This is a genomic window from Photorhabdus sp. RM71S, from assembly GCF_042879355.1.
GTDB classification, from domain to species: Bacteria; Pseudomonadota; Gammaproteobacteria; order Enterobacterales; family Enterobacteriaceae; genus Photorhabdus; species Photorhabdus kayaii.
Window position 1 is genome coordinate 12,121 of sequence record NZ_JBHFKV010000006.1, and the last position, 20,063, is coordinate 32,183.

At 39.5% G+C, this 20,063-nt stretch carries 25 protein-coding genes; 12 read left to right on the forward strand and 13 right to left on the reverse strand.

Annotated elements, in window-relative coordinates; translation table 11 throughout:
* Positions 1-93 precede the first annotated feature (93 nt).
* On the reverse strand, positions 94-582 hold the full coding sequence (locus ACGF5R_RS05085) for a GNAT family N-acetyltransferase (RefSeq protein ID WP_112878451.1): 489 nt from the start codon (positions 580-582) through the stop codon (positions 94-96).
* Complete coding sequence (locus ACGF5R_RS05090) at positions 573-845, reverse strand: DUF1778 domain-containing protein (protein ID WP_046396352.1); 273 nt, start codon at positions 843-845, stop codon at positions 573-575. The genes ACGF5R_RS05085 and ACGF5R_RS05090 overlap by 10 nt, the downstream gene beginning before the upstream one ends.
* An 88-nt stretch (positions 846-933) precedes the next feature.
* Between ACGF5R_RS05090 and ACGF5R_RS05095 the strand changes: the two genes are divergently transcribed.
* On the forward strand, positions 934-1,092 hold the full coding sequence (locus ACGF5R_RS05095) for a hypothetical protein (RefSeq protein ID WP_387689973.1): 159 nt from the start codon (positions 934-936) through the stop codon (positions 1,090-1,092).
* Positions 1,093-1,250: 158 nt separating this feature from the next.
* The gene (locus tag ACGF5R_RS05100) at positions 1,251-1,457 is read left to right on the forward strand and encodes a hypothetical protein (protein ID WP_387689975.1); all 207 of its coding nucleotides are present in this window, start codon (positions 1,251-1,253) and stop codon (positions 1,455-1,457) included.
* Positions 1,458-1,935: 478 nt separating this feature from the next.
* On the opposite strand, the gene ACGF5R_RS05105 is transcribed toward ACGF5R_RS05100, so the two are convergent.
* Positions 1,936-2,811, reverse strand: coding sequence for a hypothetical protein (locus tag ACGF5R_RS05105; protein WP_387689977.1), 876 nt, complete (start codon positions 2,809-2,811; stop codon positions 1,936-1,938).
* A gap of 426 nt (positions 2,812-3,237) precedes the next feature.
* Here ACGF5R_RS05105 and ACGF5R_RS05110 point away from each other — a divergent pair, with 426 nt between their 5' ends.
* Positions 3,238-3,471, forward strand: coding sequence for a ribbon-helix-helix protein, CopG family (locus tag ACGF5R_RS05110; RefSeq protein ID WP_232832401.1), 234 nt, complete (start codon positions 3,238-3,240; stop codon positions 3,469-3,471).
* Positions 3,472-3,744: 273 nt separating this feature from the next.
* A complete protein-coding gene (locus ACGF5R_RS05115) occupies positions 3,745-4,440 on the forward strand; it encodes a hypothetical protein (RefSeq protein ID WP_112878449.1) in 696 nt (231 codons plus the stop codon).
* A 244-nt stretch (positions 4,441-4,684) separates the two neighbouring features.
* On the opposite strand, the gene ACGF5R_RS05120 is transcribed toward ACGF5R_RS05115, so the two are convergent.
* From ACGF5R_RS05120 to gntX, 7 genes are all read right to left on the reverse strand, one after another.
* Positions 4,685-5,164: an Hcp family type VI secretion system effector gene (locus tag ACGF5R_RS05120; RefSeq protein WP_112878447.1), complete on the reverse strand. Its 480-nt coding sequence runs from the start codon at positions 5,162-5,164 to the stop codon at positions 4,685-4,687.
* A 332-nt stretch (positions 5,165-5,496) separates the two neighbouring features.
* On the reverse strand, positions 5,497-6,999 hold the full coding sequence (glpD, locus tag ACGF5R_RS05125; protein ID WP_387689979.1) for a glycerol-3-phosphate dehydrogenase: 1,503 nt from the start codon (positions 6,997-6,999) through the stop codon (positions 5,497-5,499).
* Between the two features lie 240 nt (positions 7,000-7,239).
* Positions 7,240-7,998: a DeoR/GlpR family transcriptional regulator gene (locus ACGF5R_RS05130; RefSeq protein ID WP_112878445.1), complete on the reverse strand. Its 759-nt coding sequence runs from the start codon at positions 7,996-7,998 to the stop codon at positions 7,240-7,242.
* 17 nt (positions 7,999-8,015) lie between these two features.
* On the reverse strand, positions 8,016-8,864 hold the full coding sequence (gene glpG / locus ACGF5R_RS05135; RefSeq protein ID WP_387689981.1) for a rhomboid family intramembrane serine protease GlpG: 849 nt from the start codon (positions 8,862-8,864) through the stop codon (positions 8,016-8,018).
* An 8-nt stretch (positions 8,865-8,872) separates the two neighbouring features.
* On the reverse strand, positions 8,873-9,208 hold the full coding sequence (gene glpE / locus ACGF5R_RS05140; protein WP_112878443.1) for a thiosulfate sulfurtransferase GlpE: 336 nt from the start codon (positions 9,206-9,208) through the stop codon (positions 8,873-8,875).
* 127 nt (positions 9,209-9,335) lie between these two features.
* The gene (gene nfuA, locus ACGF5R_RS05145; protein ID WP_387689983.1) at positions 9,336-9,911 is read right to left on the reverse strand and encodes a Fe-S biogenesis protein NfuA; all 576 of its coding nucleotides are present in this window, start codon (positions 9,909-9,911) and stop codon (positions 9,336-9,338) included.
* A 59-nt stretch (positions 9,912-9,970) separates the two neighbouring features.
* Positions 9,971-10,654, reverse strand: a complete 684-nt coding sequence (gntX, locus tag ACGF5R_RS05150) for a DNA utilization protein GntX (protein WP_112878441.1) — start codon at positions 10,652-10,654, stop codon at positions 9,971-9,973.
* A gap of 39 nt (positions 10,655-10,693) precedes the next feature.
* On the opposite strand from gntX, the gene bioH reads away from it, so the two are divergent.
* The 8 genes from bioH to ACGF5R_RS05190 all read left to right on the forward strand — a co-directional run bounded on the left by bioH (position 10,694) and on the right by ACGF5R_RS05190 (position 16,948).
* Positions 10,694-11,476, forward strand: coding sequence for a pimeloyl-ACP methyl ester esterase BioH (gene bioH / locus ACGF5R_RS05155; protein ID WP_387689985.1), 783 nt, complete (start codon positions 10,694-10,696; stop codon positions 11,474-11,476).
* 823 nt (positions 11,477-12,299) lie between these two features.
* Complete coding sequence (locus ACGF5R_RS05160) at positions 12,300-13,478, forward strand: MFS transporter (RefSeq protein ID WP_387689987.1); 1,179 nt, start codon at positions 12,300-12,302, stop codon at positions 13,476-13,478.
* Positions 13,462-14,199 (forward strand): hypothetical protein, encoded by a 738-nt coding sequence (locus tag ACGF5R_RS05165; protein WP_387689989.1) that lies wholly within the window; start codon positions 13,462-13,464, stop codon positions 14,197-14,199. The genes ACGF5R_RS05160 and ACGF5R_RS05165 overlap by 17 nt, the downstream gene beginning before the upstream one ends.
* A 48-nt stretch (positions 14,200-14,247) precedes the next feature.
* Positions 14,248-14,490, forward strand: coding sequence for a pyrimidine/purine nucleoside phosphorylase (locus ACGF5R_RS05170; RefSeq protein ID WP_158537785.1), 243 nt, complete (start codon positions 14,248-14,250; stop codon positions 14,488-14,490).
* A complete protein-coding gene (locus ACGF5R_RS05175) occupies positions 14,483-15,013 on the forward strand; it encodes a Gfo/Idh/MocA family protein (protein WP_387689991.1) in 531 nt (176 codons plus the stop codon). Before ACGF5R_RS05170 ends, ACGF5R_RS05175 begins: the two co-directional genes overlap by 8 nt.
* A 12-nt stretch (positions 15,014-15,025) precedes the next feature.
* Positions 15,026-15,505: a hypothetical protein gene (locus ACGF5R_RS05180; protein WP_112878433.1), complete on the forward strand. Its 480-nt coding sequence runs from the start codon at positions 15,026-15,028 to the stop codon at positions 15,503-15,505.
* Positions 15,506-15,526: 21 nt separating this feature from the next.
* Positions 15,527-16,519: a sterol desaturase family protein gene (locus tag ACGF5R_RS05185; protein WP_387689993.1), complete on the forward strand. Its 993-nt coding sequence runs from the start codon at positions 15,527-15,529 to the stop codon at positions 16,517-16,519.
* A gap of 126 nt (positions 16,520-16,645) precedes the next feature.
* Positions 16,646-16,948 carry a helix-turn-helix domain-containing protein gene (locus tag ACGF5R_RS05190; RefSeq protein WP_387689995.1) on the forward strand — a complete coding sequence of 101 codons (303 nt, stop codon included), beginning with the start codon at positions 16,646-16,648 and terminating at the stop codon, positions 16,946-16,948.
* 127 nt (positions 16,949-17,075) lie between these two features.
* On the opposite strand, the gene ACGF5R_RS05195 is transcribed toward ACGF5R_RS05190, so the two are convergent.
* The 3 genes from ACGF5R_RS05195 to feoA are packed head-to-tail and all read right to left on the reverse strand — an operon-like array spanning position 17,076 to position 19,923.
* Positions 17,076-17,315 (reverse strand): FeoC-like transcriptional regulator, encoded by a 240-nt coding sequence (locus ACGF5R_RS05195; protein ID WP_112879610.1) that lies wholly within the window; start codon positions 17,313-17,315, stop codon positions 17,076-17,078.
* Between the two features lie 9 nt (positions 17,316-17,324).
* Positions 17,325-19,637 carry a Fe(2+) transporter permease subunit FeoB gene (gene feoB, locus ACGF5R_RS05200; protein WP_112879609.1) on the reverse strand — a complete coding sequence of 771 codons (2,313 nt, stop codon included), beginning with the start codon at positions 19,635-19,637 and terminating at the stop codon, positions 17,325-17,327.
* 52 nt (positions 19,638-19,689) lie between these two features.
* Complete coding sequence (feoA, locus tag ACGF5R_RS05205; protein WP_112879608.1) at positions 19,690-19,923, reverse strand: ferrous iron transporter A; 234 nt, start codon at positions 19,921-19,923, stop codon at positions 19,690-19,692.
* Positions 19,924-20,063: the final 140 nt, after the last annotated feature.

A 20,063-nucleotide genomic window follows, 5' to 3' on the forward strand; every position in this document is an offset into this window, starting at 1 on the left:
TGAACTTCTAATGACCTGTTATTTAATTATCTGGTAAGCTTAAGCGGTTAGAAACAGAGCAAGAGAACTCGCCGTTTTTACGGCGGGGAACAGTCACTTCTGTTTGCCTAATGGAAGCATCAGCGTGTATGGCTCCAACGGTGACTGGGCGAAGCCAAGACGCGTATAGAACGTTCGAGCGCTCTCATCAAGTGCGTGGACGATTATAGCCGAAATGCCCACCTGTTCTGCCGTGCTGGCGACACGCTTCCAAGCATCTTGGAGAAGCAATGCCCCGAGCTTCTTCCCCTGATATTCCACATCGACAGCCAGACGGCCGAGAAGCACTACAGGGATAGGATCTGGCATATTGCGTTTAAGCGATGGTGTAGATTCAATATGATTAATTGAACCGGCGCTTAGACAATAATAACCGATAACGTCTTTTGTACCTTCCTTGCAAATAACAAGTGTGCGGCTCGCGCCGAGCTTATTATTTTTTAAAGCCCGGCGTGAAAGCCATTCGTTTAATGTTTCATGCTGGCAATAAAAATCATTTATATTATGTTCAGCCGTTAATATTTCAGGTGTGCTTATTCCCACGGAGCTTTATATCCCATCAGTTTTTTAAAACCTTCATTATCAGAAAGCGGTTGTTCCAGCATCTGCATGAACACATGGTATTTTTCGTCGTTAACGAAAAAGTGGCGCTGATCGAGTATGGCATCTTCGGCTGCGCGGCAGGCAGCATCCAAGATGAAATCAGTTCGGGTCTTTGAGAGCAGGTTTGCTGCATGGTCAATAAGCTCCCGCTGGAAGGCTTTCGCCCGGATGTTGATCGGGGTTTCTTTAGGCTGTGTTCTCATAAATCACCTGTGTAGCAAATTGGTAGACAGTCATTATAGCAGTTGTGTAATTGATAGATATACATTTAGCGTCTCCATTTGAAATCTTATGAAACGTAAGCATGCTGGGTTACAAATATATATACCCGTCATCTTTCAAGTTACCTCTTTGTTGGCTGCACTTGCTCACCCCGGTCACATCGTTATCTATGCTCCGGGGATTCACTCCCTTGCCGTCGCGATGCATCTTGAAATCCATTGGGTATAGTGGATGGTCTTCTGCTGACTGGCGTCGGCCTAATTTATATGAACGTCAGACACCAGAACAAACTTTGTTAGAATTACCGACAGTGAGCTTGATACCTGAAAATATCTTAATGCAATTGAAACCCAGCTTATGAAAATCGTCGATTAGAGCTAGAACAAATGCAATCGATTATTATGAAACTTTGTGAGTCTCACTATATCCGTATTGATGTGTTAAGCATACTACTTAATCGTTCTGCAAAGAATCTCAGACAGCGCCATATAAAACCACTGCTTAATAAGCAGAACCTAATGATGGCATTTCCACAAACACCGAATCATCCCAATCAAGGATATACTGTCAAAGATTTATTACAGAAAGATTGATATTTCTTATGGTAGAACAACAGAGAAGTATTTAATTTATGTAGAAGTATATTCATGAAATATTTTATTTGCGTAAGAGGATGAGGGATATAGGTTATAAGAAGGAACTTGAAAATCTGCTTCTTTTTTTGCAGTTATTTTATTAGCCATTCAATCCTTATCGAATAGAAAATAAAATAGATTTATGAGAAGGTTTTGCTTTTTTATTTATTATAAGGAATAAACTTTAGATTAGCGATGTTTGATAGTTATAATATGTCATAATCTTAGCACCGATTTATTGATAATAGGCCAATTTTGGCCCAGTATTATATATACCCGTTATCTTTCAAGTTGCCTCTTTGTTGGCTGCACTCACTCACCCCGGTCACATCGTTATCTATGCTCCCGGGGATTCGCTCCCTTGCCGTCGCGATGCATCTTGAAATCCATAGGGTATAAGATAAAAAAGAAATAAAGCAAATTGAGGCTCATGGCTCTATATTTCACAACGAGTCGTTATTTGAATAAAATCAGCAGATTCACCGATCTTTATTTCAACATTTACGCCTTTGACCTCATTAATATTATTTATATGAGTGCCTCCGCATGGGATAGTGACCACCGTAGAATCAATTGTAGATTTCCATAATCTGGTATCATTAATCTCTTTTGATTGATATTCAATGGTTATTTCCGCACCCTGAGATAACCAATTATTAAGTGTGTTATTAACTTCCCTATTAATTTTATCTAGGTTTTCAATTAATATATTTTCATCAAATCCTTTCTTTTTGATCGATTTACCAAAGCGATAAGTATCAACGGATTGAAGTTCTGTGATAGAAGATTGGTAAATGGCGGCTTTATCTAAATTATAGTTTCCTAAATCATCGGTATCGTATACTTTAGACCATATATGATTAGTTGCTTTATTCAAAGCAAGAGACATAAAGTGAGCCATCGAGTGTGTGGCACTTACCCTATATCTTGTCTTATCGTTCACAGATAGAGTTACCGTTTTCCCTATGAGATCTCTTTCAGAAATTCCCTGTAAATCAGGTAAGTAGTGTGCTGGCATAATTTTAGCTGGCGGTGTTGCTTGTTTCGTTATTTCCTGGTCTATATATAAATGACCATCAATAAGGCCAGCGGTATAAACTTTTGTCACGGCGAGTTCTTTATCATCTATTGAGATTATGCCATGATCATGTAGTTGGTCTGGCCACTTATAGTTCTTCGGGTAGAACGGACTATCTTGGGTTATCAAAATGGCGCCATCTTCGTATTTCATAACCCCGATAATGTTAGATTCTAACGTCAGGGTTCCCAGCATAAATGAGGCTTCGGCTGTCAATAATTCATTAATATTCATATCTATAATCATGTAATATCTCGCTAGTTATAATTTGGAGGGGACCTATTGCTACCAAGTCGTTTGTTAATTTTATTCCCTAAAAATAACTTAAGAATTTGTTTTTATTTGAATTTTTAGTTAATCAAAGAGATAGTTGGCAGTAGTATCAAATATGATTATTCTCATCTCCGTATATTAATCAAAGATAGAATTAAAAAAGCCGTATCAATATGTATGTAATAGCTTTATTTATAGGCTATTTTAGGTATTATTGCAAATGGAAAAGTCACATGTTTTAAATGTTTTGTTTACATGATCAATTGCTATTTTCAGAGTAAAATTTGTTGATTAGTTATCAAAATGATTTTTTGGACCAAAAAATAGACAGTCGAACTAATGAGGTATACGATACATACACCTGATATCTGATAAGAGGAAATAAATATGGTTGCTATGGTAAGAATTAATATAGATTTACCGGAAGAAACGATTAGGAAGCTTGAGATTTTGAAGGAACGTTCTCCTGATAAGTCACGTGCTGCACAGATCCGAAAAGCAATAGATGCTTATCTTGATGCTAATATTTCAGAACAGAATAATAGTGCTTTCGGTTTGTGGGGGGACAAAAAATCGGATGGATTGGAATATCAAAATAATTTACGCAAGGAGTGGCAATGACTGCTATGAAGTCGTTATTTGATACTAAATATTTATAGGATATTGACGGTATGATTGCAAGTATTGCATAACATAAGGTTTAAAGATCATGCCAATGAGATTATGAATGGCTTAAAGGAATACGGGCCTATTTGCTCGTAGCGTAGTTATGTTGCACTTACTATCTATGAGAAACTGTGACATCTATTATCTTTTTCTATTGACATATTAGTTATATTAATGAAAATGTCTATGTTGTAATGACTATTCTATAGGTGGCTAAGGAGTTCTATTATGGATTATCTGTCATACAAAAAACAGGCTGATCATGTTATAGCAAAAAACATAGATAATGTAACAAGAAAATCTGCACCAATTGTATATTCAACTATGGAGGATATTTATTTAGGTTTAGTTAGATTGAGAAACTCTCAAGCTTTTTTGTATAAAGATATTTATGGTAAGCAGATATCCAATGAAGACCAGAGAATGATTGATGCAGCTATTAAGACGATTTTTAAAAAAGGAGATGTCATTTATGATATTGTGTTTACAATCATAAATACAATGTATGATTTTATTCCTGAGAGAACACAAAGAATTATATCTGAGAAATTTAATTTAGTAGTAGCAACATATGGCGTTCAAACAGCAACAAAGATTAGTGTAGCTACTGCAATAACAAGTTTAATATCGGTTAAGATAAATGCACTTCCATCTGTAAAGGCAAAAATAGCAACATTTTTAAACATATCAATAAACTCCCTTGCTATTTATGGGATCTTTGAAAAAGCAGCTAGATCTGCACGAAAATTAAAAATAGAATCCCCTGTGACATATTTAGCCTTAAAGAAAAAGGGGTTAGAAATGCTTTATTTTTTGGTTGAACCATACATGTCGAAATTAATAAATATTTATAGAAAAAATATCATAACCTTAGAAGATGAAAAATTACTTTTAGATGAAATAGAAAGACTAATTTACCTTTAACTTAACATGAGATAATTGGTGAAGAAAAATGGACTTGATTAAATCTTTTGTAATAGATCTTGTTGGAATTTTCATAACATTTGCTCTTTGTTTAGCATGGTTTGTAATTACCCCAGAAGGGTTTGGTATAATTGGAGGGATAATTATTCTTATAGCGTCGTATTTTGTTACAATAAAAGTAAAGAAAAAACTGTTGAAGTTAAAATAACTTCAACAATAAGGTATGGCATTGATTAATAATGTGTTAGTACACTCTATCATCCCATATGCTATAGCCTGAAGTTCCAGCTATGTGGTGTTTCCATGTTATGCTTTTGTATGCTAGAGAAATAGTTTCAAATGGTATTGCATTTGAACTGTCTATACTGTGAGGATAATTAGCACATATATCAACAATAGAAGCATCTCTTAACTCAACGGTGTAGAACTTTTCCATAACACCAAAAGAATTAATTCTGTAAAAATCAAAAAAAGCATTTAAAACTTCATTATTAGAAATAGCTATGCCAAGTAGAGGAGATGATTTATCTATTATTTTTATGAAATCTACTGGGTGATGATCAGAATTTTGTTCTCTAGTTAGACTATGAACGAAAGATAAAACTTGAATTTCATCTTCATGTCCAATTTGATATCTATTTCCTATGGAGTCAGATGTTGAACACCCTGATGATATTAACCCTTGTTTGCGGCCAGTTAGTTTTAAGTAAATAGAAAAGCTCATATAAACATCCTATATTAATCCCATAACAGTTAATAGAAGTGTCTATATTATCTCCATAATACAAAAGAATCAAAAGTATTATTTATATAAGAATCTTAAAATGTTCGTAGGTTAATTGCTCCAACATGGAGAATAGGGCAGTATTTTACACTTAATATATATAATATTTTGCTAATTTTTGTGTCAATTTTGAGTTGGAAAGACTAATATAACGTTTAAAGGAAAAATAGGACGTAAGTTCAACGTAATAAAAACCGCGAGAAAGTTTTTAATATTCTCGCGGTAGTCGCGTTTTCTAAACTGGAAGATCAATGATTTTCTGTGAAGAAAAATCAAATCTCGCTACGTGGTTTAGCATTCTCCGCCAACCATGCTGCAACGCGCTGCTTCTGTTCTTCATTCAGCCACATACCCAATTTGGTCCGGCGCCAGATTGCGTCATCCAGTTCAACAACCCACTCATTATCAACCAGATAACGAAGCTCTGCTTCATACAAACCGTGGCCGAAAGATTCACCCAGATCTGCCAGATTATTAGCACCTTGCAGAATCAGTTCGCTGTTGCTGCCGTAAGTACGCGCATAACGTACAGCAACACCTTCCGGTAACCAGTTGTAACGTTTACGCAATAAACGGGCATAACCATCACGATCGCACCCTTCCAGATTACCCCCCGGTAACTGACCATTTTTGGTCCAGGCTTTTCCGGCATTGGGATAATATTGCATGAGCTTCTCGGTTGCGTGTTCTGCCAGCTTACGGTAAGTAGTTAATTTACCGCCGAACACAGACAGTAATGGTGCTTTGCCCTGTTCATCATGAATGTCAAGGGTATAGTCGCGCGTAATTGCCTGAGGTGAATCGGATTCATCATCGCACAGTGGACGTACGCCAGAATAGGTCCAGACGATATTGTCACGGCTAAGTTGTTTCTTGAAGTGGTCGTTGTAAACTCTCAGCAGATAATTAATCTCTTGATCGTCAATCTTCGCTTCTTTTGGATCACCTTGATATTCTACATCGGTGGTTCCGATAATGGAAAATTCATCCATCCAAGGAATAACAAATACGATACGGTGATCTTCGTTTTGCAGAATATAAGCTTGCGGCTCATCATGCACTCTTGGCACCACAATATGGCTGCCTTTGATCAGGCGAATACCATAAGGTGATTTCAATTTCAGGCCATCGTCAAAGAATTCTTTAACCCAAGGGCCGGTAGCATTAACCAGACCTTTTGCACGCCAAGTATAGGTCTTACCTGTACGCAGATCTTCGGCTTCGACCATCCAACCCTCTTGTTCGCGCCATGCACGGGTCACTTTTGTTCGGGTACGGACTTCCCCGCCACGTTTTTTGACTTCTTGAGCGTTAAGGACAACTAAACGAGCATCATCAACCCAGCAGTCAGAATATTCAAAGCCACGGACCAATTCTGGTTTCAGAACAGAATTGGCACCGAATTTTAGCCCTTTACTGCCAGGCAGGCTGACACGTTTGCCCAAATTGTCATAGAGGAACAGGCCAATACGGATCATCCATGCTGGACGCAAATGTGGCTGGTGCGGCAGGCGGAAACGCATCGGAAAAGCGATGTGTGGTGCAAGGTTCAGTAAAACTTCACGTTCTGCCAGCGCTTCGCTGACCAGACGGAATTCATAATGTTCTAGATAGCGTAAGCCACCGTGGATCAGTTTTGAACTGGCGGATGATGTGGCTTTGGCTAAGTCTTGTGCTTCCAGCAACAGAACAGAGAGTCCCCGGCCAGCAGCATCTGCCGCAATTCCGGCACCGTTGATCCCGCCGCCGATCACAATCAAGTCTTTAGTCTCCATGCATCCCCCTAAAATGTTCGAAATAGTTCTTTAATGCTCGCTTTCGCTCAAGATTGTAATCAGAAATCGATCAATAGCCAACTATTTGCTAAGAAAAAATATGTTCACGTGATATAGATAACAAATATTACCTTATCCATATGATTTACATGGTATTAATGAAGAAGCTAAAAGATGGTGTAATTGTGGAACGGCAAGGAGATAGGGGATAGTGCTATCCCCTGAATATAGAAAAAATTCTTAGCAGAGTTCGAGCTGCACGTTATATTGCTCAATCACTTTCTGGATGCTTGGCGGGGGAAGTTGGTCAGTAAATAGATGATCAATGAGATTCATGTTACCCAGATTAACCATAGCATTGCGGCCAAATTTAGAATGGTCAGTGACTAACATAACACAACGGGAGTTTTCGATAATTGCGCGCTTTATGCGTACTTCATGGTAATCAAATTCCAGTAATGAGCCATCCATGTCAATGCCACTGATGCCGAGAATGCCGTAATCAAGCCGAAACTGAGAAATAAAATCCAGTGTGGCTTCACCGATAATCCCGCCATCACGGGAACGAATCTCCCCACCCGCCAGAATTAAACGAAAGTCTTCTTTTGTCATCAACAGGGTAGCGACATTGAGGTTGTTAGTGACAATCCGCAGAGCTTTATGATTTAACAGTGCGTGAGCGACAGCTTCGGGTGTGGTGCCAATATCAATAAACAGCGTTGCGCCATCCGGGATATGGCTAGCAACACGTTGCGCAATACGTGCTTTCTCTTCTGACCACATGATCTTGCGGTCATGATAGGCAGTATTAACCGAACTTGATGGCAATGCGGCACCGCCGTGATGCCGCTGTATTTTGTTTTTATCTGCCAAGTCGTTCAAATCACGGCGGATAGTCTGGGGGCTGACATTAAAGTGTTCAACCAACTCTTCAGTGCTGACGTAGCCCTGAAGGCGTACCAGCTCAACTATTGCATCATGCCGTTGAGTTTGCTTCACGATAGTCCTCTAAGTGTCTAAAAGTGTCGGTTATTATTTTTGAATGTATGACGGTTATCCCACAACGCCATCAGTAAACCGATAATTAAACCGGAGAAATGGGCGGCGTTGGCAATCGATAGTCCAAATGCATCGAAGTATCCAACAATCAGCCAGAAGATCGAAAAAGCCATCAAACCACGGGGAACACCGATACCACGTTCGGGAGCACGTTCACCGGTTAGCCAGACATAACCAATTAAAGCGTAAACAACCCCAGAAAGGCCGCCAAAATGAGAACCACTGAATAATGATTGTCCCCAGCCGCTGAAAACAGCGGAAACAATCATAATGACAAACAGTTTTCCTGTACCGAGGTGCTTTTCTGTTTGCCCGCCAAGATACCACCACCACATGAGATTAAAGATGATATGCAGTAGTGAGAAGTGCAGTAAGCCGTGAGTGAACCAACGCCATAGTTCCATATGTTGGCTATCGTCAGGCCATGCCAGCCAAGACATCACCTGATCATCACCGGCAAATTGCATCCAGAGATAAACGACGATATTTAGGAACAAAACCGTGATGGTTAACGGACCTGCCTGACGACTTAAATATTGCCAATTCAGATTATTGTGGTACTTCAATGGGTGATTCACATCGCCAGATTGCCAACTGGCCGCTTGATAACGTTCATTTAGCGGATCGCGGGTAAATTGCTCTAGCTCTTGCTGAACTAGAGTAAGTTTAGTGTCATCTTCCAGCCATAGTTCGACGTGTTGCTCATCGTGACTGGGGCGCATAGTGAGATGGACCTGATGGGTTGCCATATAATCGATAAAGGCTTGCGCTAGACGCGGGTTTGAAATAGCGATTACGCGGATCATGAGGTGTGTTATGCCGGATTAGGTAAGGAGTCAACAGCGTGAGGATAGTCTCTGCGCCAAGCTTCAAAACCGCCATTAATGCTGTAGACAGCTTCAAAACCGATGTTTAATAAATACTGAGCGGCATTCTGGCTGCTATGACCGTGATAACACATAACCATAACCGGCTGCTCGAAATTGGCCTGTAACATAAATTCATTCAATGTGTCGTTGGTTAAATGAAAAGCATTACATGCATGACCCGCCCGGAAACTCTGTGGATCGCGGATATCCACCATAATGGCGGATTTATCCTGCCAGTGTTGATAAGCCTGCTCAGGGCTGATGGTTTGAAAATGTTCCATATATATTTTGACTTGCTCTTGAAAACTTAGAGATTATCCCGTTAGATTATTATTGTAATAATGTTTTCCCGACGATTATCCGAGCGGGAAAATTTGTTATCAGTAATAAGTGATCAGTAATACGTTATTAGTAATAAGAATGTTCACCGCGTTGGTGTTCAGTCAAGTCTTTTACCCCTTTTAGTTCCGGGAACATGTTCAGCAACTCTTTTTCAATCCCTTCTTTCAGGGTGACATCAACCATTGAACAGCCATTACAGCCGCCGCCGAATTGAAGGATAGCAAAACCATCATCCGTGATTTCCATCAGGCTAACGCGGCCACCGTGACCGGCTAACTGTGGATTAATTTGTGACTGCAAAACGTATTCCACACGTTCGATAAGTGGGGAATCATCAGAAACTTTACGCATTTTGGCGTTAGGGGCTTTTAATGTTAGCTGAGAGCCTAACTGATCGGTGACAAAATCAATTTCAGCTTCTTCAAGGAAAGGGGCGCTCAGTTCGTCAACGTAAGCTGACAGTTGATCAAATTTCAATTCAGTATCTGTTGCTTCAACAGCATCAGGCGGGCAGTAAGATACGCCGCACTCAGCGGTAGGTGTGCCTGGATTGATGACAAATACACGAATTTGTGTACCCGGTTCTTGGTTTGCCAGTAATTTGGCAAAATGAGCTTGTGCTGCTTCAGTAATATTAATCATATCATTTGCTCAATAGTTGACTGCTATAGTTGGTTATAATACGCCCATTCTCGTATTGACTACAAGGTTCGACAAATCGCCCAGACCTGCACTGAATGGGCACCAGCACGAATTAACAAACGGGAAATTTCAGTCATGGTCGCACCGGTGGTAATCACATCATCAAGTATGGCGACATGTTGTCCCGCGACGGAGCCACAAAGCTGAAATGCTTTCCTGAGATTAATTTTACGCCGTGCTGCCGATAAATTTCTTTGCGGTAGTGTAGCATGCGTCCGCTGTAGAAAGCTTTGCTGGTAATCGCATTGTAGCCATTCTGATAACTGCTTTGCCATTAATACACTTTGATCAAATCCCCGTTTCCAGCGCCGGCGTCGATGCAGTGGCACACTGAGCAGAATGTTGGGTTTATACCATCGTCCATCACGATAGCCCTGTTGCCAGTGCAGCAGAAACAGACGCGCCAGAACTGACGCAAGTTGTGGGGTACCGTGATATTTATAGCGACGAATCAGGCCACTCAGTGGTGGGCAGTAGTCGGTAATCGCTATCATATTTTCCCATAGAGGCGGTTTTTTGAGGCAGCGTCCACAAGGCAGTGAAGAGAGTTCTGAGGGTAGAGCGCAGCACGGGCACATGTTTGTCAAACGTTTCAGCCGCTTGTTGCAAAAACTGCATACTCCATGATGTGGAAACCAAAGAGGCTGACGGCATAGCCAACAGTACCCAACCATTGTTAGCATAGGTTTCTTCCTTGATGGCAAATAAAGTTGAGAATAACAATGGCTGATCTATTTTGGCAGACTTCTGCGGGAGATTCGCGTGATCTTGTGTTGCTGCACGGATGGGGGCTGAATGCGGAAGTTTGGCGTTCCATTGAAATGCGATGCGCTCCGCATTTTCGTTTGCATCTGGTGGATTTACCGGGTTATGGCCGTAGCCAGAAATATGGCCCGATGAATCTTGCTGACATGGCGGATGAAGTTTGGCGATATGCGCCTGAAAATGCGCTATGGCTAGGTTGGTCGTTGGGAGGATTAGTTGCCAGCCGGATTGCCCTTGACCATCAGGATAAGGTTGCCGGATTAATTACTGTGGCTTCTTCACCGCATTTTAGCGCAGAAAGTGACTGGTCGGGGATTAAGCCGGAGGTTTTGCGCGATTTCGAACATCAGTTGAGTGAAGATTTCCAGCGCACAGTTGAGCGTTTCCTGGCTTTACAGACGTTGGGCACAGATAGCGCCCGTCAGGATGCGCGATTACTGAAATCTGTTGTGCTGGCGCAGCCGATGCCTTCTGTTGAAGTGCTGCATGTTGGCTTGGAAATTTTGCGTACCGAAGATTTAAGGGAGCCTTTGGCTGATCTTGCCATCCCATTCCTGCGGATTTACGGTTATCTGGATGGGTTGGTGCCAAGAAAAATCCTCAATATTCTTGATGAAAAATGGCCGAGTTCAGTTTCAGCTATGATGCGTCATGCCGCTCATGCGCCTTTTATTTCTCATCCTGATGAGTTTGTTGGGTTGTTGACTGAGTTTGTTAGTAGAGAATTAAGAAACGGCTAGCTTTGGAAGCCGCTGTTTATGGTATAGAACATGAAGTATTCTGACTAACCTTATAGATCTGTTTAAAGGGCAGTTAGCTCAGAGGCACGTGGATTCAGACTCGTTTTTTGGGCTGGAAGGTGTAAGCAATTAATTTGGCTACTACCTCCAGCAAAAAGCTTATCGGACTACGATATCTCGAATGTTTCATTTGAGAAATATTTTTTAACTGATCAAATCATGCTTAAGTATTTCCACGAACTGAATTTTTTTAAATATTCTGATCATGCCTCAGGCATTTAACTCCCTCTTTTATTACAGGGACTTTAGAGTTTTTTCTGATAACGTTTTGCAGCACTTCCTTTTGCATACTTAGGTCGGCTACCAAGCAGGGGGGATTGGTACGGGCCAGAAAGTTCGATGTAAATATTATTTATTTCAGAAAACATATTTTAAAGTGAATAATTCCATAAAATAAAGTGTTGGTTTCACTAATGCAGAATCTTATTTTTAGTGCTAAAAGATCGTATATATAGATATTACTGAACCAAATTATTGTAAAATGGAATGATTGATCTAAAATAAATCGGACAGTAATTTAATGGTACTACTAAATAGATATATTAAATAAAAGCAAAGTGGGCAATGAGATTAATACGAGAAAATATTATTCAATCTTTTATGTGGTATGTATTTGAATGATTTTTAAAGGCAATATATCAACCTAAAGTTTAAAAATGAGACATCATGGACTATCAACCTCTAGCTAGCTAATATAAAACTTTAAAAACCAAGGATAGGTGTAAAAATTTATTTATACCTATCCTCACTTGGGTGATAACTGATGAAAAAGTACATTAGTATAGGTGTCCACGAACTTGATACTTATCTTGATTACGCTATTTTAAGCATCATAGCTATATATAGCCTGCATGCTACTCCATCCGAAATGGGGATATTGGGTGCTTGCTTCGCTGCTCCATTTCTGGTGGCAAGTGGATTATTCGGCAAGCTGTTTGACAAAGGAAATGTATTAAATTGGAGGACATTGTTGTTCTTTATTAATGGCATTACCATGCCTTTTCTATCTGTAGCTGATCCAATTATATTTCTTTATGTTATTACATTAATCAAGACAACCTGTCGGTGTGGGCTTGGAATATCAAACACAAAATTGAATGTAGATAATAATGAATCTCAAAGATTTTATGAGATTTATGGATATATTACCAACTTTAGCAGAATAATCATTCCATTGCTTGTTGTATATCTAAACACAAACTATGGGTTATGGTTTGTCCTGTTATTATCAATGGCATTTAATCTGGTCGGCATGTTGACATCGTACTTTGATAATACTTCTCGGCTTGATGTAAATAAAAGTATAAATGTTACTGCTGTAGAACGTTTCTCATTCGTACAGCAATTGCGAAATAAACCGGATTTATATTTACTTGTTTCGGCCTATACTTTGTCAAACTTAGCCTTTTTTCTTAGCAATGATATGCTCGGTATCTTCTTCGAGAAGATTGGGCAAAATCAAAGTAGTATAGGCTACATAATTTCACTTCTCGGGGTCGGTGGCATAGTCGGAACGCGAGTTTCTGGCTGGTTACTTAAAAGGTTGTCAGCCAAGAATGTCTTATTATTTTCCGTTATGGCTAATTTTGTGGCTTTTTGGGGATTTGGTTTTTTAGACGCAAAAACATATCACTATGCTACATATTATTTATTGGTTTTTCTCGTTGGTATCGCCTCTGGTGTGACGTTTTTCGCAATTAGATACGGTGTAAGAAATATTATTGGTTTTGAGCACGTAGGAAAAGCTACAGGAGATATACAGAAGATTTCATCTGTAGTGGCAATTTTGATGCCAATTATTGGTGGGTATATTGCAAAACTCATTTCTATCGAATTCACTTTTAGATTAACAAGCATCTTGCTTGCTGTGATATTTCTGTATTTTTTATTTAAAAAGCATAAATTAACTGAGGAGAGGAATAAATATGTACAACCAAAATAAGCTTAGTAATATTGATTTTATCAATGCAAAACACTATGACTTGTACTTGAAAGGAAAAACTAAGCAAACATGGGATAGCAATCTGAATTGGAACTTGGCCGGGAGAGATTTGATCCCTGAAAGCTTATACGAGATAGCTATAGTCGTTGCGAGTTTATCTGTTCATGTTGAAATTTTGGGAATGCAAAATGCTGTGGAGTTACTGCTTCAATGTGGTGATTTTTCGTTGAAAATAGGACTAGCCCAAGCTGTTAATGATGAAGCCAGACACTCTAAACTTTTCGCGAAATATGCAATTTTAGTATCAGACATTGTAAATGAAAAAGTATATCCGAGTTATTCTTTTTTATGGAATTATAAAAAGGAATATGCACTTCCAAAGCATAAGGATAGAAACTCTGTAGATTACATTATCTCGATTGGCATACATACTAAAGAGGAAGCTGATTGGAGTTTATACGTAGAAAACAAACCGGTAAATATGAAATCTGGTGACCTTCTGATTTTAGACGGGAAGAAATTTGAACACTGGAGAGAGCCTTGTCCATATAAAAATAGATTACAACTTATTTTGTGTTATACACGGGATTTATCATTAAGATTCGATAAAAGGTTACATCTTGGTTACGATCCTGTACCTGAAGTTATCACATCACCTTTTAAAGAAAAACTAAGTATCGACGATGATTATATAAAGGAGCTAAGTACTTACTATGTGTAATGGCCGATATAAATTTATAGAGACATATATTTTTTTGACGGGAGATCTGTGATCCGAAATTTTCAAGATGAATATGATAATCTGGTGACCTTTGGTTTTATGGTAAAAGGTAAATATCGCTGGCTTGCGGAAACTACTGAGCATTTTAGGATTTATAGTGGAGAAGCCTATTTTATCATTGAGGGAAAGAGGACATTAGTACAATCTGGTGATGAAATTATTGTTCCTAAAAATTTAACCTTTGAAGTCGAAGTAACAGAACATTTAGATTATAGGTGCTTTTATGATTAATTTAGGAATTATTGGCACAGGATTAATGGCAAAAGTCATAGCTAAGAGTTGTGCTAATATTGGTGTTAAAGTTTATTCTGTATTATCAAGAAGTAAAAATAACGCAGAATCATTTTGTGGCGAGTTCTGTAGCAGAAAAGGAAAAGGCTACAATGTACCTGAAGCTTTTTTCGAAGATCCGGGACTGGATGCAGTTTATATTGCAACTCCCAGTTCAACAAAAGAGTTTTATATGAGATTATGTCTCGAGTATAAAAAGCATACTTTAGTTGAAAAGCCTTTGCCTTCATCTGTGTTTCTCTCGGAATTTATTGAACTCTCAAAAGAGAGAAATATTATTTGGATGGATGCAACGCACTTTGTGCATAATGAGTTATATAATTCATTACCGAAACTAATAAATAAACATGTGGGCAAAATTGTCAGAATCGACTCAAATTTTTTTTGGCCGAGTACTGATTATTCACATATAAAATTTAACCTTTATCTTGAGGATAAAGGTGCCCTTGGCGATCTTGGTTGATACCCTATTCGTATGATTTTATCGCTTATTGAAAGAAAAGAGATATCTAAATTAAACTCATTTGTTTTGAAGAAAGAGACAGGAGCTATTCTCGAATTTAATGCTATAGGTTTAACAAGCTCTAATATAACTTTCAGTATAGCTTCATCCTATCGGGGTTCTACAGCTAGGCAGGAAGTAACAATATCTGGTGAAAAGGGCGAGATTAGCATTCAAGATTTTGTAATGCCATATTGCGGCTCCTTTGTCTATGGTAAGATGCTGCCATTTTTGAGAGTAAAAATGACATCGGGACTAAAGCCATTGGTTGATAAGGAATATAAAAAAATATTCCTTAAAGATCTACAACATCACAGAATGGTATATAATTTTATTGATTTCATCAAAGGAAATAAAGACAAATATATACTTGATGAACTTCAAAAAAAATCTTTAGATGCTATAAGACTGATTGAAACCATACAATGTCAATCAGATTCTCTGCAAATTTAAACTAAAACAAATGGAAAAAATATGGAGAATCTCAGTAGTTATTTTGATTTTATATATCAGGATATTGCTATTCCTTTTTTTAAAAGATTAACTGTGTTTTTTGCACCAAGTCATGGGTTGTTCATTGGCTATTTGTTTATGGCTTTTTTGATTGCCGTTTTGTTTTATTCCTATAAAAATAAATCGGTCAATCCATTAAAAGTCAGCAAAATAGTAGTTAAAGCGCATAAATTAACATCTAAATCATCAAAGGATGATTTCATTTTTTATTTTGTCGACAAGATAGTGTTTGGATTTACATATTCCCTTATTTTATCGTCAGCTTTATTATTTAAAGAAGGAACTATAAATCTCCTGTCATTCATTGGCATTCCTCATTTTCATGTTATTCCTGGCATAGCTCTCAACTTGGTTTTGACTTTAGGAGCAATTATTGTTTTTGACTTTGCAGTTTTTTTCGAACATTTTATATCTCATAAAATCAGGGTGTTGTGGGAATTCCATAAAATTCATCACATTGCTGAAAATCTTACACCTTTAACTGCTTATAGGTCGCACCCTGTAAATCAAGGATCTTTTATTCTGATAGCAAGTTTATTTACAGGTGTATATGCAGGTGGAGTGTCTTATTTTTTCAATGCTCAGAACGAGTATATTCTTTTTGCTGGGCAAAATGTATTTATGTTTTTACTTCTTATGTTTGGTTTGAATTTACAACATTCTATGGTTTACTTAAGATATCCTCCTTTTATTAGAGATATTCTTGTTAGCCCTGCATATCACCAATTACATCATAGTAGTTCTGTTAAACACCATGATAAAAATTTTGGTTTTATTTTTTCATTTTGGGATCGCTTATTTAAAACACAAATTATGCCTCAGGCAGATGAAGTGTTGACTTTTGGTGCAACTGGCGAAAAATACGATGATTATTCTGGTGTGAAAAATATGTATGTAACTCCTTTTAAACGAGTTGTAAAACGACTGAAGAAAATGATTGTAGGTCTCCGGTAGCAGTCCCTGTAAATACACACTTTTGTCAAGTGCGTTAGAGCGACGAATATACTGCTATCCATTGTGTATCCTGTAATTAACTGAATTTGTTAAAACGAATGAAAGAAGTTAAACGGAGTCTTAAAAATGTCTGATAATGATTACGATATTATCCCGTTTTCTGAAGCTAAAACGCTTCTCTTAGAAGACGCCGCGACTCTGGCAGCATATAACGATATCCAGATCCGCAAAAAATTGATGAAACAGCTTAAAGATGCACGTAAAACGTTACATCTTACTCAACAAGATGTTGCTCAGAAGATTGGTACTCAGAAGCAAAACATTAGTCGTATGGAAAATGGTAAGAGTGTGCCAAATCTGGATACTTTAAGCCGCTATGCTGCTGCGCTTGGGGGAGAATTTGTTTTTCAAATGCCTGTAAATCAATAGACTGTATGTGTTTAGTTATGACTTATGACTTATGACTTTTTGGACCAACAGATATTGACAAACCCCACTTTAAAAAAATGGGGTTTGTCTCAAACTAACTATATATGTTAGCCATTCTATAAATGGCTCAACACTCCCCAGCGATCCGATAAACCGCCATATCACATTTCTGTGCTTCAGGGCATTGTTTGCAACCCCCGCTTAGGCAGGCAGTTGCATCAACCTTTTCCAATTTGCCCATCACTGTAAGTTGTTCAAGCATCGCTTCTACCATCGATAATGAAGCAGAAAGCTGGTGGCTCAGCAATTTAGCATCTGCCCGTCCATTCAGAGCAACGGCATCCCTTACTTGTAATAGGCTAATCATTTTCAACTCCTAGTGACAGTTTCCACTGGAGCAGTGGCAGCTATTTCCCGGGTTGCTGATTAACTTCATCGTCACACGGCTGCGTGCTCGACGCAGGAAGTAGAACACTAGCGCGTTAAATATGACGACGGTCAGAATGGTAATCAGGCCGCTTTGTGGATGTTGTGAGAAAGTCACCATCTGGTAGAACAAAGCTGAAATTGAATAAGCCACGTTCAGTCCCCACAGAATGGAGAATGTCATCCAACCACGGCTTGTTTCACGAGCAATCGCGCCCATCACCGAAACACAAGGTACATATAACAGAACAAAGATCAGATAACTGTAAGCTGAAATAGCGGAGCCAAATTTGGCGCTCATGGTTCCCATAGAACCGCTATCCATCTCACCGTCACCTTTATTAGCTTCGATTGGGTTGGCAAGCACGCTCAGAGTGAAGGTATCTTTCAAACTATCCCAAGTTTCACCAACTGCATCTTTCAGTTCAGCAAATAGGTTGAACTCATCTGCATTAAACGGTTCATTAGCAATGTTTTCTGCGGTATACAGCGTATTTAGTGTCCCAACTACCACTTCTTTTGCCATAGCACCAGTTATCAAACCAACAGTTGCTTGCCAGTTATCAGAGTGAACGCCAATTGGCTGTAACACAGGCGTAATAACCTTGCTGACTGAAGCCAGAGCGGATTGGTTGATGCTATCCACCGCCTTACCAGAGAATGAGAAGCTGTTGAGTGCACCGATGAACATACTGGCGATAACGATTACTTTACCGGCACGGATAACAAAACCTTTCAGGCGTTGCCAGGTTTGCAGAAGCAAGGTTTTTAGATGTGGAATATGGTAAACCGGGAGTTCCATAACAAACGGTGAAGCTTCGCCACGCATAATGGTGTATTTCAACATCAGGCCAGTCAGAATAGCGACGACAATGCCCAATATATAAAGGGAAAAAACAATGGTTGCCCCGTTTTTGCCAAAGAATGCGGCGGCAAATACGGCAAAGATGGCTAATCGTGCACCGCAAGACATAAAGGGGGCCATCATAATCGTGATCAAGCGTTCACGCGGCGCATCCAGCGTTCTCGCCCCCATAATGGATGGGACGTTACAACCGAAGCCAACGATCAACGGGACAAACGATTTACCCGGTAGTCCAAGAACTTGCATCAGACGATCCATGACAAACGCCGCCCGCGCCATATAACCGGAGTCCTCAAGAAAAGAGAGGAATAAATACATCATGCCGATTTGTGGTACCAGCGGCAAAACGGTGTTGATACCACCACCGATGCCTTGCGCGAGGAAAACCGTCAGCCATTCTGGAAAACTTAAGGTATGCCCAAGCCATTGAACCCCATGAATGAAAATAGCGACAGAACCACTGTCAAAGATAGGTTGTAGCGCACCACCGATATTAATTGCCAGCACGAACATTAAATACATAACTGCCAGGAAAATAGGTACGCCTAACCAACGATTAAGGATAATTCTGTCAATTGCCTGAGTGAGTTTGTTTGGCATGGCTTTTTGGGTATCAATCACGGCCATGCACAATGTATTGATGCTTTGATAGCGCGCATCGGCAATCACCAGTTCGGGCTCTTCATGTTGCTGTTGTTGCAAGCGTTCTTTGGATTCAATCAGCATTGAGGTAGCAAGACCGGAACGTTCCAGGCTGTAAATATCCCCTTCAAGCATCTGAAGCGCTAGCCAGCGGCGTTGTTGAGCATGAAAATTGTCTGACATTGCACCAGATAACGTCTCAATTTCTTGCAACAGGCAATCAGGGTAGTGAATCAGTGACTGCCCGGAATTCTGCTTATGGCGGTCAATTGCCCGTTTCAGCTCATTTAGTCCCGTTGCTCGGGTTGAAACCATTGGAATGACTGGACAGCCGAGGCGTTGTTCCAGTTCAGCAATATCAATTTGGATATGCTGACTGTCAGCGATATCCAGCATATTAAGCGCAACGATGCATGGAATACCTAATTCCAACAGTTGTAACGTCAGATAGAGATTTCGCTCAAGGTTAGAAGCATCTACGACGTTAATCAGCATGTCAGCATCACCGCTCAGGATATAGTGGCAGGCTATCTGCTCATCCAGTGATGTTTGCTCAGAAATCGTGGTTAGAGAGTAGGTTCCCGGCAGGTCAACTAACTCAATTTTGTGTTCCACGGTGGTAAAACGGCCAACTTTTCGTTCTACTGTAACGCCAGCCCAGTTGCCTACACGTTGTCGGGCGCCAGTAAGTTGGTTAAATAATGTTGTTTTGCCGGCATTAGGGTTGCCAATTAGGCCAATGGTCAGTGCTTTCATGTTTTTGGTGCCAGATTAAATTAAGAGTAACCGTTTCGTTGCTTGCAACGAATTATGCGTTGCATTGAACGCTGTCTAATGTGAGAAATTCCAAGTCTTTTTTTCTCAGAATCAGGCTGACTCTGCGAGTCTCAATTTGTATCGGATCACCTAAAGGCGCTAAGCGGACAACATGAAATGAAGAACCGGGCAACATACCTAATGACAGCAATTTCTGTCGGTAAGCTGGGCTGATCTTCGGAGAAAAACCAATGATCTTGTAACTATGGTCTGGAAGAAGTTGCATATAACCTTCCGGGATATGTGGTAAGTAAGATATACCCGTTATCTTTCAAGTTGCCTCTTTGTTGGCTGCACTCACTCACCCCGGTCACATAGTTCGCTATGCTCCCGGGGATTCGCTCCCTTGCCGTCGCGATGCATCTT

Excerpts from the sequence above, each read along its gene's own strand:
- ACGF5R_RS05175 (WP_387689991.1), top strand. The coding sequence starts at position 14,483 with ATGATTAATTTAGGAATTATTGGCACAGGATTAATGGCAAAAGTCATA.
- ACGF5R_RS05195 (WP_112879610.1), bottom strand. The coding sequence starts at position 17,315 with ATGATTAGCCTATTACAAGTAAGGGATGCCGTTGCTCTGAATGGACGG.
- ACGF5R_RS05185 (WP_387689993.1), top strand. The coding sequence starts at position 15,527 with ATGGAGAATCTCAGTAGTTATTTTGATTTTATATATCAGGATATTGCT.
- feoB (WP_112879609.1), bottom strand. The coding sequence starts at position 19,637 with ATGAAAGCACTGACCATTGGCCTAATTGGCAACCCTAATGCCGGCAAA.
- nfuA (WP_387689983.1), bottom strand. The coding sequence starts at position 9,911 with ATGATTAATATTACTGAAGCAGCACAAGCTCATTTTGCCAAATTACTG.
- bioH (WP_387689985.1), top strand. The coding sequence starts at position 10,694 with ATGGCTGATCTATTTTGGCAGACTTCTGCGGGAGATTCGCGTGATCTT.
- ACGF5R_RS05115 (WP_112878449.1), top strand. The coding sequence starts at position 3,745 with ATGGATTATCTGTCATACAAAAAACAGGCTGATCATGTTATAGCAAAA.
- ACGF5R_RS05180 (WP_112878433.1), top strand. The coding sequence starts at position 15,026 with ATGATTTTATCGCTTATTGAAAGAAAAGAGATATCTAAATTAAACTCA.
- glpE (WP_112878443.1), bottom strand. The coding sequence starts at position 9,208 with ATGGAACATTTTCAAACCATCAGCCCTGAGCAGGCTTATCAACACTGG.
- ACGF5R_RS05100 (WP_387689975.1), top strand. The coding sequence starts at position 1,251 with ATGCAATCGATTATTATGAAACTTTGTGAGTCTCACTATATCCGTATT.
- ACGF5R_RS05110 (WP_232832401.1), top strand. The coding sequence starts at position 3,238 with ATGGTTGCTATGGTAAGAATTAATATAGATTTACCGGAAGAAACGATT.
- ACGF5R_RS05095 (WP_387689973.1), top strand. The coding sequence starts at position 934 with ATGAAACGTAAGCATGCTGGGTTACAAATATATATACCCGTCATCTTT.
- feoA (WP_112879608.1), bottom strand. The coding sequence starts at position 19,923 with ATGCAACTTCTTCCAGACCATAGTTACAAGATCATTGGTTTTTCTCCG.
- ACGF5R_RS05160 (WP_387689987.1), top strand. The coding sequence starts at position 12,300 with ATGAAAAAGTACATTAGTATAGGTGTCCACGAACTTGATACTTATCTT.
- glpG (WP_387689981.1), bottom strand. The coding sequence starts at position 8,864 with ATGATCCGCGTAATCGCTATTTCAAACCCGCGTCTAGCGCAAGCCTTT.
- gntX (WP_112878441.1), bottom strand. The coding sequence starts at position 10,654 with ATGCTAACAATGGTTGGGTACTGTTGGCTATGCCGTCAGCCTCTTTGG.
- ACGF5R_RS05165 (WP_387689989.1), top strand. The coding sequence starts at position 13,462 with ATGTACAACCAAAATAAGCTTAGTAATATTGATTTTATCAATGCAAAA.
- glpD (WP_387689979.1), bottom strand. The coding sequence starts at position 6,999 with ATGGAGACTAAAGACTTGATTGTGATCGGCGGCGGGATCAACGGTGCC.
- ACGF5R_RS05120 (WP_112878447.1), bottom strand. The coding sequence starts at position 5,164 with ATGAGCTTTTCTATTTACTTAAAACTAACTGGCCGCAAACAAGGGTTA.
- ACGF5R_RS05190 (WP_387689995.1), top strand. The coding sequence starts at position 16,646 with ATGTCTGATAATGATTACGATATTATCCCGTTTTCTGAAGCTAAAACG.
- ACGF5R_RS05090 (WP_046396352.1), bottom strand. The coding sequence starts at position 845 with ATGAGAACACAGCCTAAAGAAACCCCGATCAACATCCGGGCGAAAGCC.
- ACGF5R_RS05105 (WP_387689977.1), bottom strand. The coding sequence starts at position 2,811 with ATGAATATTAATGAATTATTGACAGCCGAAGCCTCATTTATGCTGGGA.